We start from the raw sequence: 16,963 nt of genomic DNA on the forward strand, positions 1-16,963 counted from the left end.
TGTCATGTACAAGCAAGGCGTAGGTGATTTCAAATATTTCGTCGGCATCAGTTCTCTCACCCAGGTGGCCACGCGCGAAGACCGGGTTTGCGTACTCAACATCCTCGGTGGCGAGTCGAGCGACGTGACGCCGGTGGGCCATGTGTATTCGGGCGGCAACGTGGTGTTCGGCACGGCGCCTGGCAAGCGCGGCCAGGCGCTGGAGACGGCACTCGGCAAAGTGCCGGTCTACAACAACGTGCTCGAAGGCATCAACGACGGCCACCGCTTCAACTGCGGCGTGATCTACCTGCCGCCGGCGGCGGCGCGTGACGGCGTGGCCGAACTGATCCGGGTCAATCCGGATCTGAAGAAGATCTTCATCGTCACTGAGAAGCTGGCGGTGCACGACTCGCGCGAAATTCGCGCGATGGGGCAGTCCAACGGCATCGACATCTTCGGCGGCAACAGCCTGGGCGTGGCCGATGCGTGGAACCTGGTGCGCATCGGCGGGGCACTGGGCGGCGATCATCCGGAGGAAGCACTGCGCCGTGGGTCGATTGCGATCTTCTCCAACTCGGGCAACTTCACCACCACCATTGCAACCTATCTGCGCATGGCCGGCTGGGGCACCACCACCTCGATTTCCTGCGGCAAGGACGTCTATATCCACTTTGCGGCACCCGAGTTCGCCTTTGCGTTGTCCAACGATGCACGCAGCAAGGCGGCCGTGCTCTATGTCGAACCCGGCGGCTACTACGAGCTTGATGCCAACTTCACCAAGCCGGTGGTGGCATGCGTGGTCGGGCGCTGGAAGTCCAAGCTGACCCGCGCGGTCGGGCATGCGGGCGCGATGGCCGGTGGTGCCGACGACGCGCTCAGCAAGGAAGGCTGGTTCATGGACAAATTCGGCGTGGACGGCATCTTCACACCGGAGCATCCCGTGTTCTCGGCCAAGGGGGCGCTCGTCACCAACATCGCCCATATCCCGGCCGCACTGACTGCGGTGATGGGCGAGAACGCCTGCCGGCCCGACTTCGCCTCCGAGGGCAATCTCGCACTCAAGCCGTGGTTCGGCGCGAGCCACGGGCTGACGTTGACGCCCGAGCTCGACTTGCCCGTCGTCGAGGCCAGCGCCCCGTATAACGAGCAAATCGCAGCCCTGAACCGGCAGATCGGCGCGGTACCGCCACGCCAGACAATGAAGGACGCCTCGGGCGCGTCGCAGATGGACGCCAGGACCCAGGTCACGAGCCTGTACGGCGTGTCGATGCTCGACGCCGCGCAGTATCCGCTGGAAGCCAACGTCAGCCTCGCGCTGCTGCACGAGCCCGGCGGCGAGAACGACCGGCGCCTGATCAACGTCGCCATCGGCGCCGGCCTCAACCTGCACGGCCACCCGGCACTGGCCGCGGCACAGGCCGCGCGCGAGGCCGGCAACGCGCCGAACACCGTGCTGGCCGCTGCCGCCAGCATCCTTGGGCCGCGCTGCCAGGGCACGGCGAGGCAGGCTACGCGGGTGCTGATCGACGCCTTTGCGGCGGCCGGCGTGAGCGATGCGCTGGACGAAAGTTTCGACCTGAGCGCGATTCGCATCGACGACCCGGGCCTCTTCGTCGGCGCTACGCCCGATGCCGGTGCAGAGGCGCTGCTCGAGGGCCTGCGCGCCAGAGGCGCCAGGTCAGTCTTCGTGCGTTACCTGCAAGCATTGCCAGGCCATCCTACTGCGGATGCCGTGCTCGCTGCGATCAGCGCCACCCTGGCCTGGGGGCCACTGATGCGCAAGCGCGTGTCGCGGCTGACTGTCGAAAGCCTGCCGTGGTGGTTGCGTCTGTTTGGTACCCTGATCGGCGCGTCGGTCAGCGCGGACCAGCACCAGGCCGACAGCTTCTGCGGCATAGCGATGACCGATGTCCTCGAGAAACGGCCGATCAGCGAGGTAGCGTTCGTCGCGCTGCTTGGCTTCGCGCCGCAGCCGGCCGACCTGTTTGCGTTTCAGGTGCTGGTGGGGCTGCTGCTGTCCAACGGACCCGGCACGATCTCGGCCCAGGGCGCCAAGGGCGCGGTCTCCGCCGATGGTCCCGAGGACCCCGAGCGAGTGCAGCTCAACAAGGGCCTCGTCGGGTTCCTGGCCCACACCGGGTACACCCACGGTGGCAACGGCTACGAGGGGATCGCTTTCCTGATCGAGCAGTTCAAGGATACGGGCCTTGTTGATCCTGGTGATCCTAACCATGGCATTGACCTGAAGGCGCTAGCCTTGAAGTATGTCGAGGCGTATGCCCGCTACAAGTCAAACAAAAAGAACACCGGAAGCCTCGACATCCAGAAAATTCCTGGCGTCAATCACCCGGTATTCAAGGACAAGCCGGTCAATCACGATCCGCGCGAGGTCTTCATTCGTGAGCTGATGGCCGGGCGCAATGAATACAACGTCTTCCACGAGTTCTACGGTACCCTGGTTCAGACCTTGTTCGATGCAGGCGTTTCGCGCAACGTTTACTGCGTCAATATCGACGCGGTGATTGCCGCGCTGCTGCTGAAGATGCTGTGGCTGCCGTATCGCAACGGCGCTTATACCGGAGCGGCACTCGAGACGGCGGCCTTCACGATCTTCCTTTATCCGCGCATGCTCGGCTGTGCCGCCGAAGTCGACGACCACATGAACCGCGGCCGCAATATGGACACGCGCACGCCGGCGTCGCAGTGCGTTTTCGTCGCTTGATCGACCATGGCTGACAAATCACGCATCGACCGGCCCCATTGATTGGCTTCGACACGCCGTCTTCGCTGCATTGGGCGTGCCGACGGCCGATGCGCAGCAGTTTGTCCACTGGCAGGTAGAGCCGATCTGTGAGGGCTTCTCGCGTCAGTTTGGCAATGCGACGAACGTAGGGGCAAACAGGAGTTCGGCGACAGAGCGTCGCGCCGAAATCGATGTCCGTGTTGGCGGCTGAGTCCAGAAGCAGTATCGAGCCAGATCCTTCGCGATAGCCGCCCCCGGTCGAACAGGACATCACCACGCGGGCGTGACGGCACCGTCATCACGTCAGACGGCATTGTCACGATACCCGCTAAACGGTCATAACGTCGGTCGTCGAATTAGCTTACCTGCGCGCTTAGGCTTTCCATCAAAATGTGAGCACTGGTTGGTCCGCGTGTGTACGTTCGCTGCCGATGCGCTTGTATCCAGAGCGCAAAACCCTCCGGCGGCAACGGCGGCGAGAAAAGATGTCCTTGATACAAATGGCAGCCATGGTCGCTCAGAAAGTCGCGCTGCGTTTGCGTTTCCACGCCTTCAGCGACAACAGTCAGTTTTAGCACGTTGCCAATGTTCATTACAGTCTGTGCCAGAGACTCTGCCATTGCGTCGCCCCCGATATCCCGCACGAAGCTTTTGTCAATCTTCAGTTCTTTGACGGGGAACCGGTGGAGGTAGCTCAGGGACGAGTAGCCCGTACCGAAGTCGTCTATCGACAGCGCTATTCCCAGGGCATGTATCGCATCGAGCGACGTGCGAATGTCATCGGCCGACTCATCAAACATGACTCGCTCGGTCATTTCCAGGATCAGGTCTTCAGGATCCAGGCCATGAGCCCGCAGAGTGCGCGCGATAAAGGCGGGGTAATCTGGCCGCCTGAAGTCGGCGGCACAGACATTCACGGAAATGTTCGGCACGTCGATGCCACCTGAGCGCCACTCGGCAAGTTGGCGGCAGGCCTCGCCGAGCACCCATGCATCCACCTCTGCGATCAGACCGCTTTCTTCCGCGACGGCGATGAAGCGATCCGGCGGAATGAACCCTTGCTTATCGCTGTACCAGCGCACCAAGGCCTCGACACCGCGCAGCCCTCCAGTCACATCGACCTTGAGCTGGTAGACGACACTCAGTGCACTTGCTTTCAAGGCTCGTTGCAGCGCGATTTCCAGCTCGAGATGTTCTTTGGCCTGGCGCTCATACTCGGGAGCGTAGAAATGCACCTGGTTACGTCCCGCGCTCTTCGCCTGGTACATCGCCATGTCCGCGTTTCTCAGCAGGGTATCGCTGTCCTGTCCGTCGTGCGGATAGAGTGAGATGCCGATGCTGGCACTGATCGTGATGCTACTGTCATGCTTGGAGTTGATGACGATAGGCTGATCTACCGCTTGCAGAATGCGTCCGGCTATGTGGGTGGCCCCAAGTACGTCGCAGTTCTGCAATATGGCGAGAAACTCGTCTCCGCCGAGCCGGCCGATCACGTCCTGACCCCGGACATGACCCCGAAGACGACTTGCGATCTCGCTCAACACTTCGTCGCCGGCGGCATGCCCCTGTGTGTCGTTGATGCGCTTGAAACGGTCCAGATCGATAAACAGCGTTGCGAAACTCGACGAATTCCGGCCGGCGTCCGTCAGGACGCGGAGTGCGTCTCTCCGGAGTTGCGCCCGGTTAGGCAAGCCCGTTAACGAGTCGAACCACGCGAGTCTATGCAATTGGCGTTCCATTGCCAGTCTCTTGCGCAATTGTCCGCTGAACATCAGTGACAACGTGATGAAGAGCACATCGAGAACGAAAGTGACGATGCCGATGGCAATTGCTCGTTTGCGCCATCCTGCGTAGATGTCCCCAGTCGCGAAGCCGACGACGAGGACCAGTGGGTAGCGGCCAATCCGCCTGAAGCTGTACAGCCGCTCAACGTGGTCGAGTACCGCAATGTCGACGTACGTTCCGTGATCCGATTGCACGAGTGGTGGAAACGAATGGCCGCCAGCGAGCGAACTGCCGATATCGTCCTTGTGATGCGGTTGCCGCACCAGGACCGTCCCGTCCGTGCGCAGCAGCGTAATGGTCCCGTGCTGACCGAGTATTGAGTCTTCGAACAACCGGCGGAAATAGCTTAGCCGAAGTGTACCGGCGACAATGCCCGCGAACTGGCCGTCTTTATCCTCACGTCGCCGGCTCAATGCGATCTGCGGTTGTTCCCGATCGCCTGCGCGCGGTAGGAAAGGCTTGCTGAGGTACAAGCCAGCATCTTTTTTCTGTCGCTGAACCTGAAAGTAATCCCGCTCGCTCACATTGAGCTTGCGCGGCGGAACGGAACGGGAGTCGAGAATCAAATTGCCTGCTGCATCTGTCGCGAACAATGCGCCCAGTTCTTTCGCATTGCTAGCCGTGCTGAAAGCGACGAGCTGCCGGACTTCTGGGGGAAGACGGTAAATGCTGGGCGTCTCGATACTTGTCACGACATCGCGCATGGCGAGTTGATAGATGTCGAGATTACGCTCCGTCTCCTTTTGCAGGGAGATCACGAGGTTTTGTGCGGCATCGCGCGCCTGTGCCATCGCGTCCAGTCTCATTTCGTACAGCGAGACTACCGTGACGCCGGTGGTCGCGAGCGTGATTGCAATCCCAGCGAAAATGAACAGGGCCGGTCTTGTGACAAAGGAGCTTGCGACTCGAATCATGTTCTTCAGAAATGCTCGGGAAAGCCTGGGCTTAAGTGCGAAGACAAACAAGCGCTTCGTTAGCACGCGCTCTCCAGTTCGACGGAATGATACCTTGAACTGGCGAGCCCGATACTGCAGGTACAGGCGGAGGACGAACGTCCCTGCAGATGAATTCGTGATCGGGCGACACCTTCCTCGTTATATCGACACGTTTGGCAAAATCTTTACCCTTGGCCTGTTCGATGGTTTCCTGGCGACAACCGGGCTCGCAGGACGGGCACGACGAAGGCTGGCGGTCCGGGAGGCCGCCCGAGCCATTCCTTTCCTTTCGATCGGATCCCTTCTCCCTGTCCAATTAGCCGTCACCGTTCCAGACGGACATGTCTGGACGACCTGCTGTGCTTTCGGCCGGTGGTGCGCAGCGAGGCAGGAGTTTCGTGACAACCGTTCGGTTTGGAATGGTTAGCCAAAATGGTGATCACGAACATCGTTTTGTAAAGCTTGACCGACCGCGTCGAATCTTGCCTGCGGGTCCCAAATCGGCCGAGGGCGTGCGAAAACAGATTTCTTATCGCCGAAGGCCAGTTCACGCGTCCGGTTAATAGGGATTGGTAGATCGGGTTCGCGCTAACGTAACGTCTCAAGCGCAAAGAAGCCCCTCGGGGCCTTAGCTTTCAGCCGTCCTCATCGCCTTTATCGCCCCGGCAACGCCAAGTATATTCATGACCCGCTTCAGGTTGTAGGCCAGTACCTGAAGACTCATTTCAGTGCTCACTCTTCCAAGCGTGCGGGTCAGGAAGTGCGTGGCACCCATCCAGTGCTTGAGTGTACCGAATACATGCTCAACGGTACTTCTGCGGATGGTCATTGCATCCGGTTTCCGCTCAAGCCGATGCTGCATGGCTTCCAGTACGTGTTCGTGTTCCCATCGTCGAATGCGACGATAGTCGCTGGGAGAACATCTCTCCCTGAAATGGCAGCGCGGGCAGGCACTGGGCCAGTTAGACCTGCAGAGTCATGTCATGCTCAACAGTCGTGAATCGACGAATTGCACGCTCGCCAGCGGGGCATCGATATTCATCGCTCTTCGCGATGTAGACAAAGTCTCGCTTGGTAAAGAGGCCCTTCATCCTTGATGCCGAAGTCAGTGGTTTCGGGACATACGCTTTGACCCCTGCCAGTTCGCACGCACGGATATCTGGACCACTGAAGTAACCTCGATCGGCCAATGCCTTTAGCTTCGGCTTGCCCATTGCGTTCTTCGTCGATAAAGCCATCCTGCTGAGTTGCCCGTGATCGCTTCCGGTATTCGTTACCTCGTGCTCAACAATCAGGTGATGTTTCGTGTCCACGGCGGCCTGAACGTTGTAGCCGACCGTTCCGGTTCGTTTGCCACTGCTGGTCATGGAACGAGAATCCGGGTCGGTAAGCGACAGCTGTCCGTCCGGTTCTTTCTTCAGCGCTGCGCTTTGATTTGCTCGAGCTCACGCATCCGCTGGCGCAACAGAGCGATCTTATCGTACAGGCGCACGGTCTTCACGTCGAAACCTGTCCGGCTGGTCCGGTCTGCGGTTTCAATCAGGTCAAGATATCGCTGAACACTTTCCTCAATCTGCTGCTGACGCTTGTCGATCTTGCCGGCCGTGTAGTTCCTGTCACGGCTGTTCACAGCCTTGAACTTGCTGCCGTCGATCGCCACCATGTCACTGGACAGCAGCTTCAGTCCACGACACAGTTCGACGAAACGTCGGCATACGTTGCGAATGGCTGGGCCGTTGTCGCGGCGAAAGTCGGCGATCGTCTTGAAGTCTGGTGCCAGACGTCCTGTCAGCCACATCAGTTCGACATTACGCTGGCATTCGCGCTCGAGACGCCGACTCGAAGGCACACGGTTCAGATACCCGTAGATATAGATCCTGAGCATCGCGCCAGGATGATAGGACGGGCGGCCCGTGAGCGCCGGCATGATGCCATTGAAACCAAGTTCCGCAAGGTCCAGTTCGTCGACAAAGGCATTGATGACCCTGACGGGGTTGTCCTGTCCAATGTAGTCATCGACGCATTCGGGAAGTAGTGCGACCTGCTCTCTCAGGCCGACTACGACTTCCAGTTCATGATCGAGGAGCTCGCGGCCGGCGCGCAATTCAAGCTGCCGTACGTGCATGTCGTCGTGAACAACTCGTACCTCGGGCTGATTCGCCAGGCGCAGCGCGCGTTCGACATGGACTTCTGCGTGCAGCTCGGCTTCGAGAACATCAACTCGCCGGAGATGAACGGCTATGGCGTCGATCACGTCGCCGTCGCCGAAGGTCTCGGCTGCAAGGCGATTCGCGTGTTCAAGCCGGAAGAGCTGAAGCCGGCGCTGCAAAAAGCGCAGGCGATGCTCGCTGTCGCGTAGCGACCGTATCTCGAAGTACAACCAGCTGCTGCGTATCGAGGAAGATCTCGGCGATAGCTCCAGCTACCCGGGCAAGTCGGCGTTCTACAACTTGAGATAGTTGTGGGAAAGTGACTTTAGGTCAGCTGCATGGCGCACTACCCAACTCTCCGCATAGCAAACCCAGAGCGGACATTACTGTAAGAGTCCCCAACAGTGGTCACTCAACGGAAGTAGGCTGATGACCCCACCGTCTTTCACGGCAAGCAATGAATTCGATCACATTTGGCAGAAGGCTTTTGGGTTGATTAAAAGCGTTCAGTCATGCGCTGAACGCACACATCGGCAGGGTTAGAAAGAGTACAGCTTTAACGCGGCAGACGAATCCATGACACTGTGCGCGAAAACGGCGCGCGGGCCGCGACGGGCAAACTGCGTTCGACGATCGGGGGAGAGGTGAAGCTATACGAAAAGTTGGCGAAAGACATCGAAGAGCAGATGCACCGTGGTGTCCTCCGGACCGGCGAGCGCATTCCATCGGTCCGGCAAACGGGCCGGCATCACCGGCTGAGCATCACCACGGTCATCCGCGCGTATCTGCTGCTAGAGAGCAAGGGCGTCATCGAGAGCCGTCCGCAGTCCGGCTATTTCGTGCGCTCCGATGCGAGCGGCACGCACCGCGGTGCCGCGCTCGAACTGAATGCGTCGACGCCGCTTGCGGTTTCTGCACGGGTGGACGTAAGCCGCCTCGTGCTGTCGACCTTGCGCTCGATCGGCGCCGACGACGCGATTCCGCTCGGTTCGCCGTATCCGGACCCATCGCTGTTCCCGTTTCATAAGATCAATCGCTACGCTTACGCGATCGCGCGCCGCCAGACCCAATGGGGCGTGACGTCCGAATTGCCGCCAGGCGATCCTGAGCTGATCCGGCAGATCGCCCGGCGCTATCTTGAGAACGGGGCGTCGATCGACCCGAACGAAATCGTTGTGACTGTCGGCGCGACGGAGGCGATCAATCTGTGCCTGCAGGCGGTCGGCAAACCGGGCGAAACGGTGGCCGTCGAATCGCCGACTTTCTACGCGATGCTGCACGCGATCGAGCGGATGGGGATGCGCGCGATCGAAGTCGCGACGGACCCGCGCACTGGTATCGACGTCGGCGCGCTGGCGCGGATCATGGAGAAGCAACGGATCGCCGCCTGCATGGTGATGCCGAACTTCCAGAATCCGCTCGGCTTCCAGATGCCGGACGAAAAGAAGCGCGAACTGGTCGAGCTGATGACGCGCCACGGTGTGCCGATTATCGAAAACGACGTCTATCACGAACTGTATTTCGGCGACGCGCATCCCGGCGCGCTAAAGGCTTACGACACGAAAGGGCTGGTGCTGCACTGCGCGTCGTTTTCGAAGAGCCTGACGCCGGCATTCCGGATCGGCTGGGCGCTACCGGGGCGTTACCGCCAGCAGGTCGAGAAGCTGAAGTTTCTCAACACGCTCACTACGCCGTCGATTCCACAACTGGCGATCGCCGAGTATCTGGAGAACGACGGCTACGAACACCATCTGCGCAGAGTCCGCAAGGTCTTCACGCAGCAGGCGAACCTGATGCGTGCGGTCGTCAACCGGTTCTTTCCAGAAGGGACGAGAACGTCGCATCCTGCTGGCGGCTACGTGCTGTGGGTCGAGTTGCCGCCGCAGATCGACTCGATGAGGCTGTATCAGCTCGCGCTGGAAAACGGCATCACGATCGGGCCGGGGTATATGTTTTCGACTTCCAACAGCTACAGCAACTTTATTCGACTCAATTACAGCTACGCGTGGTCGCCGCAAATCGAAGGCGCGGTGGTGAAGCTCGGCAAGCTTGCGGCTGCGTGTATGCGCGAGGCTGCCTGAGCGCGCAGCGGATGTTACGCTTGTAGCGGTCCCGAAAGCTCCTCTTCGTTCAATGTTCAATGCAATGCTGGGCCCAACGCTTCGAGCGAAACGCGCAGCGTATCCGGCAGGCCGTCGGCGAGACCCAGTACCGGCTCCGGCGCGTCTACATCGCGAGCCGTATCCATACGTTCTCGGCGGGGCCGGCGTCGATCCATCAGATCGTCAGCCAGCAGGCCGGGCGCGCAGCCAGTCTGAGGTCGCCGGGCGCAGACACGCACCGGCAGGACGCAACGCTTTGCAGGCCGATGCCGGACTGCGGGACTGCGCATGACGCACGCGCCGGATCGGGCGCGCGAACTGTACCCCTTCAAACGGCACCCTACTGTATGCAGGTCTCGCGCCGCGCGGCCTTATCCTGACACTATGCTGGACGCGGACACGGATGTTCCCCGCGTCGCCCGCGCCTTGTTTAAGGGAGATCGTCGTGAGCACCGTTTGCTTGCCTGAGACTAACACCGTCGCGATTCGCTCGCCGCTTTCACGCACCGATGCGGGCGCCGCCGCATGGCCCGACATCGAATGCATCGATGCGCTCGGCCGTCCGCTGAAGGACCTGCGGCTGTCGGTGATCGACCAGTGCAACTTCCGCTGCACATACTGCATGCCGAAGGAGGTGTTCACGAAAGACTATTCGTTCCTCAGTTCGTCTGCCCGGCTCTCATTCGAGCAACTCACCACGGTCGCCGGCGCCTTCGTGCACCTCGGCGTCGAAAAGATCCGCCTGACCGGTGGCGAACCGCTGTTGCGCAAGAACCTCGAACGCCTGATCGAAAGGCTTGCCGCAATGACGACACGCGATGGCCGCCCCGTGGAACTTGCACTGACGACAAACGGGTCGCTTCTCGCCGCGAAAGCGCGCGCGCTGAAAGTGGCCGGACTCGGGCGTGTGACCGTCAGCCTCGACAGTCTCGACGACCGTCTGTTCAGGGGCATGAACGACGTCGATTTTCCCGTTGCGCGCGTGCTCGAAGGCATCGAAGCAGCGTGCGCCGTCGGGCTTGCACCGGTGAAGGTCAATACGGTCGTCGAGTGCGGCGTCAATGAACATCAGATCGTGCCGATAGCCCGCCATTTCCGGTTTAGCGGCGTGACCGTGCGCTTTATCGAATTCATGGACGTCGGCGGCGCCGCGTCGTGGACGCAGGGCAACGTATTCACCTCCGCCGACGCCCGCCGCGAAATCGAGCAGACCTTCCCGCTCGTCCCCCGTGCCGCGGCGCGCGGCAGCGATACTGCCGCGACCTACCGTTACGCTGACGGCGGCGGCAAGGTCGGCTTCATTTCGAGCGTGTCTCAGCCGTTTTGCGGGGATTGCACGCGAGCGCGCGTCGCGGTGGACGGCAAGCTGTACCTGTGCCTGTTCGCCACCGAATCGTTCGATCTGCGACGGCTGCTGGACCGCGGCTGCGGCGCCGGCGACCTCGCCGGCGAGATCCGCGAAGTCTGGGCTCGCCGCCGCGACCGCTACTCGGAACTGCGCGAAGAAAAGCGAGCCATGCCGGGGAAAAAGCACTACCCGACGGTGCGTATGTCGCTCGTCGGCGGCTGACCGGATGCGAATCACAATTGCCACGGCTTCACTCACCATCCAGACAGGCCCGCAACCGGGCATCAGGACAAACGATGAAAGTCACCGTCAGATATTTCGCCGGCGTGCGGGAAATGTTGGGTATCGCCGTCGAAGAAGTCGACATCGCGAATAGGGGCACTACCGTAGCGGATCTTCGCCGGCAACTGGCCGCGCGCGGCGAGGCGGAAGCAACCACGTTTGCGGGCGGGCGGCCGGTGCGTGTCGCAGTTGACCGCGTCATGGGTTCGGATGCCTGCTTGCTCAACGACGGTTGCGAAGTGGCGTTCTTTCCTCCTGTCACAGGAGGCTGATGGGGCGCGGCCGCAGACCGGCCTCAATGAAGCCGTGCTCGCCGGCGTCGGCAGCCATTCACGCGGGTAAGAGTTCGGTGCATAGATCGAGGCCCTGCGTGGTCAGCGTCGCGGAGCCGGTGCCGTCGGGGTGAATCGTTACATCGACGAGGCCCGCCGTACCCAGTTCCGTCAGCAAGCGCCTGAGCGTGCTCATCGGTAATTGCGAACGTTTGCTGAGCTTCGCGAGCGACCATGGTTTGTCCGGTGACGCCTGCTGCGCCTGCCAGAGTTCGACAAGCAGTTCCACGAGTTGAAGCTCAGGGTCGTGCGTGTGCAGGGTGCCGCTTTCCACTTCGGTTTGCCGATCGTCCTTCATCGAATTGCCCTCCGCTCAACGTCGTTGTGACGTCGCTGGAGTGCGGGACGCCCGATCGCTCCGGAGTGATTCCGGTGAAGAGATTCTAGCGGTGCATCGCCTTGCTCCGGCAGACACAGTTTTCGATCTACTTCCGCGCCAACTGTAATCCCCGTTGCGCTGATACGAAGTTGTGGGACAAATGACTTTATATCAGCTGCATGGCGCGCTACGCAACTCTCCGCACAGCAAACCGAGAGCGGAAATTAAGAGTCCCCAACAGACCGCCAATCAGGTCTTCGACTGGCGCAGACAATATCTCGAAGGCCGCCGGAATCCGACCGCGCAGGACTGATGCCCCAATACATAGGCGACGCCGGCACTAAAAAGCCGGCGTTTTGCCGACGTCCGCTGATGATCAGGCCGGCGCTGCACCGGCCGTGAAAGAGACAGAGAAACCATCAGTGAATCCTTTCTGTGACGATGCACTTAGCCAGGCATGGCCGGCGCGATCTGCACGATCTGGCCGGTGTTCAGCGAATCGCCGGGGTTGTCGATCACGCGGTCGGTGGCGGCGAGGCCTGTCGTGATTTCGACGTGCGTGCCGAAATCGCGGCCGATATGCACGGTCTTGAGCAGCGCACGGCCGTTGCTATCGACCACGGCGACCGTCACGCCGTCCGGCCGGAACAGCAAGGCGCTGACAGGTAGGTCGAGCGCCGGCGTGGTCGAGTGCAATTGCAGATGCACCTGCGTGTAAGCGCCGGGCATCAGCGCGCCATCCTTGTTGTCGACGTCGACCTCGACGCGCAACGTGCGGCTCGACGGATCGATCGAGCCGGCGCTGCGCGCCACCTTTGACGCGATGCGGCGCCCCGGATACTGCTGGGCGGTCAGATACACGCCGGTATCCGGCGTGATATAGGGCGCGTCGTTCTGCGGCACGTCGACGAAGACCCGCAGCACGCCGTTCTGCTGGATATGGAACAGTTCGCCCGACATGCCCGCGGTGCCGGGCGTGCCGCCCGCCGTCACCAGTGCGCCGACGTCGACGTTGCGCGCAGTGATCACGCCGTCGAACGGCGCGGTGATCTTCTCGTATGAGACCAGTTCGGCGAGATGCGCGACATTGGCCTGCGCCGACGCCAGCATCGCACGGCGCGCTTCCATGTCGCTGACCTTGGTGTCGGCGTCCTGCTGCGCGACCGATTGGGTCTTCAGCATCTCCTGCCAGCGCTGCGCGGTGGTCTTCGCGTAGTCGAAATTGGCCTGCGCCGTGGCTTCGTCGGCGTGGGCCTGGCGCAATTGCGCATCCAGTTCGGGGGCTTCGATTGTCGCGAGCGTCTGACCGCTTTTCACCCGTGCACCGATGTCGGTGTTCCAGTGCGCCAGATAACCACTCGTGCGCGCATAGATCGACGCTTCCGCGAACGGCGTAACCGCGCCCGGCAGCAACAGTTCCTGGACGGCCGGCGCGGCGCGCGGTGTGACGACCGACACGCTGAGCACGCTTTGCGCCTGCGTCTGTTGCGTCAGCGCGGCACTGGCATGCAGGCGCGGCACGATGCCGACGATCAGCAACGCCGCGGCAAGTCCGGTCAACGCAAGCGGCCAGAGGCGGCGGCGCGGCTTCGTGCTGGCGGGCGCTGCCGCCGTGGCATGCCGGGTTTCGTTGTCGCTATGCAAACGCGCGGTGTCGGCGGTCTCGGCGAACGCTTTGGACCGCTCGCCAAGCTCGGGCGGAAGGGATGAATCGTTCATGGGCAAGGTCTCGTCGGAGTCAATGAGTGCGGGCGGGAACGCCGGATTCTTGTATGTCGGTGCGCGCCGCGCGGCGTTTGTCGAGCCATGCATGCACCATCCCGTAGACGACCGGGACGAACAGCAAGGTCGACACCGTGCCGAGCGCGAGGCCGCCGATCACGGCGCGCCCGAGCGGCGCATTCTGTTCGCCGCCGTCGCCGAGGCCGAGCGCCATCGGCAGCATGCCGATCAGCATGGCGAGGGCGGTCATCAGCACCGGACGGAAGCGACTGAAGCCGGCCTCGAGCGCGGCCCGCAGCGGCGGCTTGCCGCCATGGTGAAATTCACGCGCGGTGTTGATGACGAGAATGCTGTTGGCCGTGGCAATGCCGATGCACAGAATGGTGCCGGTCAGCGCCGGCACGCTCAGGCGGGTGCCGGTGCTGAACAGCATCCACGCGATGCCCGCGAGCGAGCCCGGCAAGCCGCTGATGATGATGAACGGGTCGAGCCAGGACTGAAAATTGACGACCATCAATAGATAGACGAGGCCGATGGCGAACACGAGGCCGCTCGCGAGTCCGCTGAACGAATCGTGCATCGCCTGCACCTGGCAGCGCATGACGATCGACGCGCCCGGCGGCAATTGCGGCCGGATCTGATCGACGAGCCGGGTCACGTCGGCCGCCACGCCGCCGAGATCGCGTCCTTGCGCCGACGCGAAAATGTCGAGCACCGGCTGCACGTTGTAGTGCGAGACGACGGCTTGCTGAGTGCCGCGCGTCAGCGTGCTCAACGCGCCGAGCAGGTTTTGCGGCGCCGGACCGCCCGTGTTTGCGGCCGTGGTCATCATGCCGGACCCGGTGCCTCCGGTTTGCGCGACCGGAATATTGGCGAGCGCCTGCAACGAGTTGATGTCGTACTGCGGCATCATCGCCATCAGCGGATAGCTCACGCCGTTGTGCGGATCGAGCCAGAAATTCGGTGTGGTCTGCGAACTGCCGGACAACGCGATCAGCAGGTTCTGCGACACGTCGCGTTGCAACAGGCCGGCCTGAATTGCCCGGGTACGGTCGACATTCACATTGATCGCGGGTTCGTCGCCCGGTTGCTGGATGCGTGCATCGACGAGGCCGCGCACGCCGCGCAGTTGCGCGAGCAGGCGGTTCGCCACGGCGCGGTTGGCATCGAGCTTGTTGCCGACAATCTGGATATCGATCGGCGCGGGCAGCCCGAAATTCAGAATCTGGCTGACGATGTCCGCGGGCAGAAAGGCGACCATGACACCCGGAAAATCCCTGGCGAGCGTCGTGCGTAGCGTCGCCACATATTGAGCGGTCGGTTTGTGCTTCGCCGCGAGTGTGATCATCACGTCGGCGTCTTCCGGACCGATCGGGTCGGAGGAATCGTAGGTCAGGTTGATGCCGCTCACCGGCACACCAATGTTGTCGAGCATGGCCGCGAGTTCCTGCTTCGGGATCACGCTGCGCACGCGGGCTTCGACTTCATCGGTGATGCGCGCGGTGTCTTCGATGCGCGTGCCAGTCGGTGCACGCAAATGCAGGCGAATTTCGCCGGTATCGACGGCGGGGAAAAAGTCGCGCCCCGCAAACGGCACGAGCGCGAGCGAGCCGATGCAAAGCAGCAGAAAGATCGCGATGAAGCGCCGCGGACTCGCTGCCGCCGAGCCGAGTACGCCGCGATAGCGTTCGCGCAGCATCTCGAAGCGATGCTCGAAGGCGGCCTGGAAGCGGATCAGGCGCGCAATCGGTCCATTGCCCGTCACCGGCGCGTTGCTGCGTGCGCGCATGAGGTACATCGCGAGCGTCGGCACCAGCGTGCGCGAGAAGAAGTACGACGCGATCATCGCGAACACCACCGCTTCGGCGAGCGGCACGAACAGGTAAAGCGCAACGCCGGAAAGCAGGAACATGGGCACAAATACGATGCAGATAGACAGTGTCGAAACGAAAGTCGGCACGGCGATTTCGCCGGAGCCGTTAGGATCGCGTCGTGCAGCGGCTCGCCGTTTTCCAGATGATGCGTAATGTTTTCAATAGCGACCGTGGCATCGTCGACGAGAATCCCCACCGCGAGTGCGAGCCCGCCGAGCGTCATGATATTGATGGTCTGTCCGAGCGCGGACAGCGCGATCAGGGAGGTCAGCACCGCGAGCGGAATCGACACCGCGATGATCAGCGTGGCGCGCAAACTGCCGAGAAAGAGCAGGATCATCAACGCGGTCAACGCGGCGGCGATCACGGCCTCGCGCGCCACGCCCACCACCGCCGACTTCACGAACACCGATTGATCCGACAGCGCGGTGATGTGCAGAGCGCTAGGCAAGCCAGCCGCGATATGCGGCAGCATCGCCTTGACCTGCTGGATGATGGTGAGCGTCGACGCGCTGCCGGACTTCTCGATGGTGAGGAGCGCCGCGCGTTTGCCGTCGCTGCGCAAGATGTTGGTTTGCGGCGCATAGCCGTCGCGCACATGGGCAACGTCGCGCACATACACCACGCCGCCGGCTACCGTCTTGATCGGCAGGTCGTTCAGCGCGGCCACCGTGTCAGTGCTGCCATTCATCTGCACGTTGTATTCCTTCGTGCCGATTTTGGCGGTGCCGCCCGGAAGAATCAGGTTTTGCGCGTTGACGGCGTTGACCACGTCGAGTGGTGACAGGCCTTTTGCCTGCAGCGCGCGCGGATCGATATCGACCATGATCTGCCGCACCTTGCCGCCGAACGGCAGCGGCACCGACGCGCCTTGCACCGTCGCCAGTTGCGTGCGGATCTGGCTGTTGCCGAGATCATAGAGCTGCTGTTCGGACAGCGTGTCGCTGGAGAGCCCAAGTTGCAGGATTGGCACCGTCGACGCGTTGTACGTGATGATGTTCGGCGGCAACGTGCCGGGCGGCAGCACGCGCAGGATCGAAGCCGAATTGGAGGCCGCCTCGGCAATCGCGCGATTGATGTCAGCGCCCGGGTGAAAAAAGATCTTCACTACCGAGACGCCGTTCAGCGATTGCGACTCGATATGCTCGATATCGTCGACGTCGGAGGTCAGCGCGCGCTCGTAGTTCGACGTGATGCGGTTGGCCATGTCCTGTGCGGAAAAGCCGTTATACGTCCAGACGATGCTGACCACCGGGATGTCGATGTTCGGAAAGATATCGGTGGGTGTACGCAGTATCGCGAGCGGGCCGACGATAAAAATCAACACCGCAAGAACCACGAATGTATATGGGCGGCGCAGCGCGAGCTTGACGATCCACATGACGGTTT

The 16,963-nt window shown here is 61.7% G+C and carries 7 protein-coding genes and 4 pseudogenes; 6 read left to right on the forward strand and 5 right to left on the reverse strand.

What is annotated here, in order from left to right; all coding sequences use genetic code 11:
- The first annotated feature begins 4 nt into the window (after positions 1-4).
- Entirely contained in the window at positions 5-2,704 is a 2,700-nt protein-coding gene (locus OKW39_RS27725) for a CoA-binding protein (protein WP_429332133.1), read from the forward strand.
- A gap of 377 nt (positions 2,705-3,081) precedes the next feature.
- Here the strand turns inward: OKW39_RS27725 and OKW39_RS27730 are convergent, their stop codons facing one another.
- Both OKW39_RS27730 and OKW39_RS27735 read right to left on the reverse strand, forming a co-directional pair.
- Positions 3,082-5,490 carry a bifunctional diguanylate cyclase/phosphodiesterase gene (locus OKW39_RS27730; RefSeq protein WP_429564098.1) on the reverse strand — a complete coding sequence of 803 codons (2,409 nt, stop codon included), beginning with the start codon at positions 5,488-5,490 and terminating at the stop codon, positions 3,082-3,084.
- Positions 5,491-6,073: 583 nt separating this feature from the next.
- A pseudogene (locus OKW39_RS27735) lies at positions 6,074-7,516 on the reverse strand (IS1182 family transposase).
- On the opposite strand from OKW39_RS27735, the pseudogene OKW39_RS27740 reads away from it, so the two are divergent.
- The 5 genes and pseudogenes from OKW39_RS27740 to moaD form a co-directional block, all read left to right on the forward strand.
- A pseudogene (locus OKW39_RS27740) lies at positions 7,502-7,795 on the forward strand (thiamine pyrophosphate-dependent enzyme); the annotation flags it as partial. The pseudogenes OKW39_RS27735 and OKW39_RS27740 sit on opposite strands and share 15 nt — an antisense overlap.
- Positions 7,791-7,904, forward strand: a pseudogene (locus OKW39_RS27745) (hypothetical protein); the annotation flags it as partial. The pseudogenes OKW39_RS27740 and OKW39_RS27745, both read left to right, overlap by 5 nt.
- 335 nt (positions 7,905-8,239) lie before the next feature.
- The gene (locus OKW39_RS27750; protein WP_429564099.1) at positions 8,240-9,676 is read left to right on the forward strand and encodes a PLP-dependent aminotransferase family protein; all 1,437 of its coding nucleotides are present in this window, start codon (positions 8,240-8,242) and stop codon (positions 9,674-9,676) included.
- A 505-nt stretch (positions 9,677-10,181) separates the two neighbouring features.
- Positions 10,182-11,267, forward strand: a complete 1,086-nt coding sequence (gene moaA, locus OKW39_RS27755; protein WP_429332817.1) for a GTP 3',8-cyclase MoaA — start codon at positions 10,182-10,184, stop codon at positions 11,265-11,267.
- A 74-nt stretch (positions 11,268-11,341) separates the two neighbouring features.
- Positions 11,342-11,599, forward strand: a complete 258-nt coding sequence (moaD, locus tag OKW39_RS27760; RefSeq protein WP_429332130.1) for a molybdopterin converting factor subunit 1 — start codon at positions 11,342-11,344, stop codon at positions 11,597-11,599.
- Positions 11,600-11,657: 58 nt separating this feature from the next.
- On the opposite strand, the gene OKW39_RS27765 is transcribed toward moaD, so the two are convergent.
- From OKW39_RS27765 to OKW39_RS27775, 3 genes and pseudogenes are all read right to left on the reverse strand, one after another.
- Complete coding sequence (locus OKW39_RS27765; RefSeq protein WP_429332129.1) at positions 11,658-11,957, reverse strand: transcriptional regulator; 300 nt, start codon at positions 11,955-11,957, stop codon at positions 11,658-11,660.
- Between the two features lie 468 nt (positions 11,958-12,425).
- Positions 12,426-13,697, reverse strand: coding sequence for an efflux RND transporter periplasmic adaptor subunit (locus OKW39_RS27770; protein WP_429564100.1), 1,272 nt, complete (start codon positions 13,695-13,697; stop codon positions 12,426-12,428).
- Between the two features lie 19 nt (positions 13,698-13,716).
- Positions 13,717-16,955 (reverse strand): annotated as a pseudogene (locus OKW39_RS27775) (efflux RND transporter permease subunit).
- Positions 16,956-16,963: the final 8 nt, after the last annotated feature.

Source organism: Paraburkholderia sp. MM6662-R1 (assembly GCF_050436245.1).
In the GTDB taxonomy this organism is placed as follows: domain Bacteria; phylum Pseudomonadota; class Gammaproteobacteria; order Burkholderiales; family Burkholderiaceae; genus Paraburkholderia; species Paraburkholderia tuberum.

What these genes read in the sequence shown, in the direction of transcription:
- OKW39_RS27725 (WP_429332133.1), top strand. Translation starts at nt 5, where the DNA reads ATGTACAAGCAAGGCGTAGGTGATTTCAAATATTTCGTCGGCATCAGT.
- moaD (WP_429332130.1), top strand. Translation starts at nt 11,342, where the DNA reads ATGAAAGTCACCGTCAGATATTTCGCCGGCGTGCGGGAAATGTTGGGT.
- OKW39_RS27765 (WP_429332129.1), bottom strand. Translation starts at nt 11,957, where the DNA reads ATGAAGGACGATCGGCAAACCGAAGTGGAAAGCGGCACCCTGCACACG.
- OKW39_RS27770 (WP_429564100.1), bottom strand. Translation starts at nt 13,697, where the DNA reads ATGAACGATTCATCCCTTCCGCCCGAGCTTGGCGAGCGGTCCAAAGCG.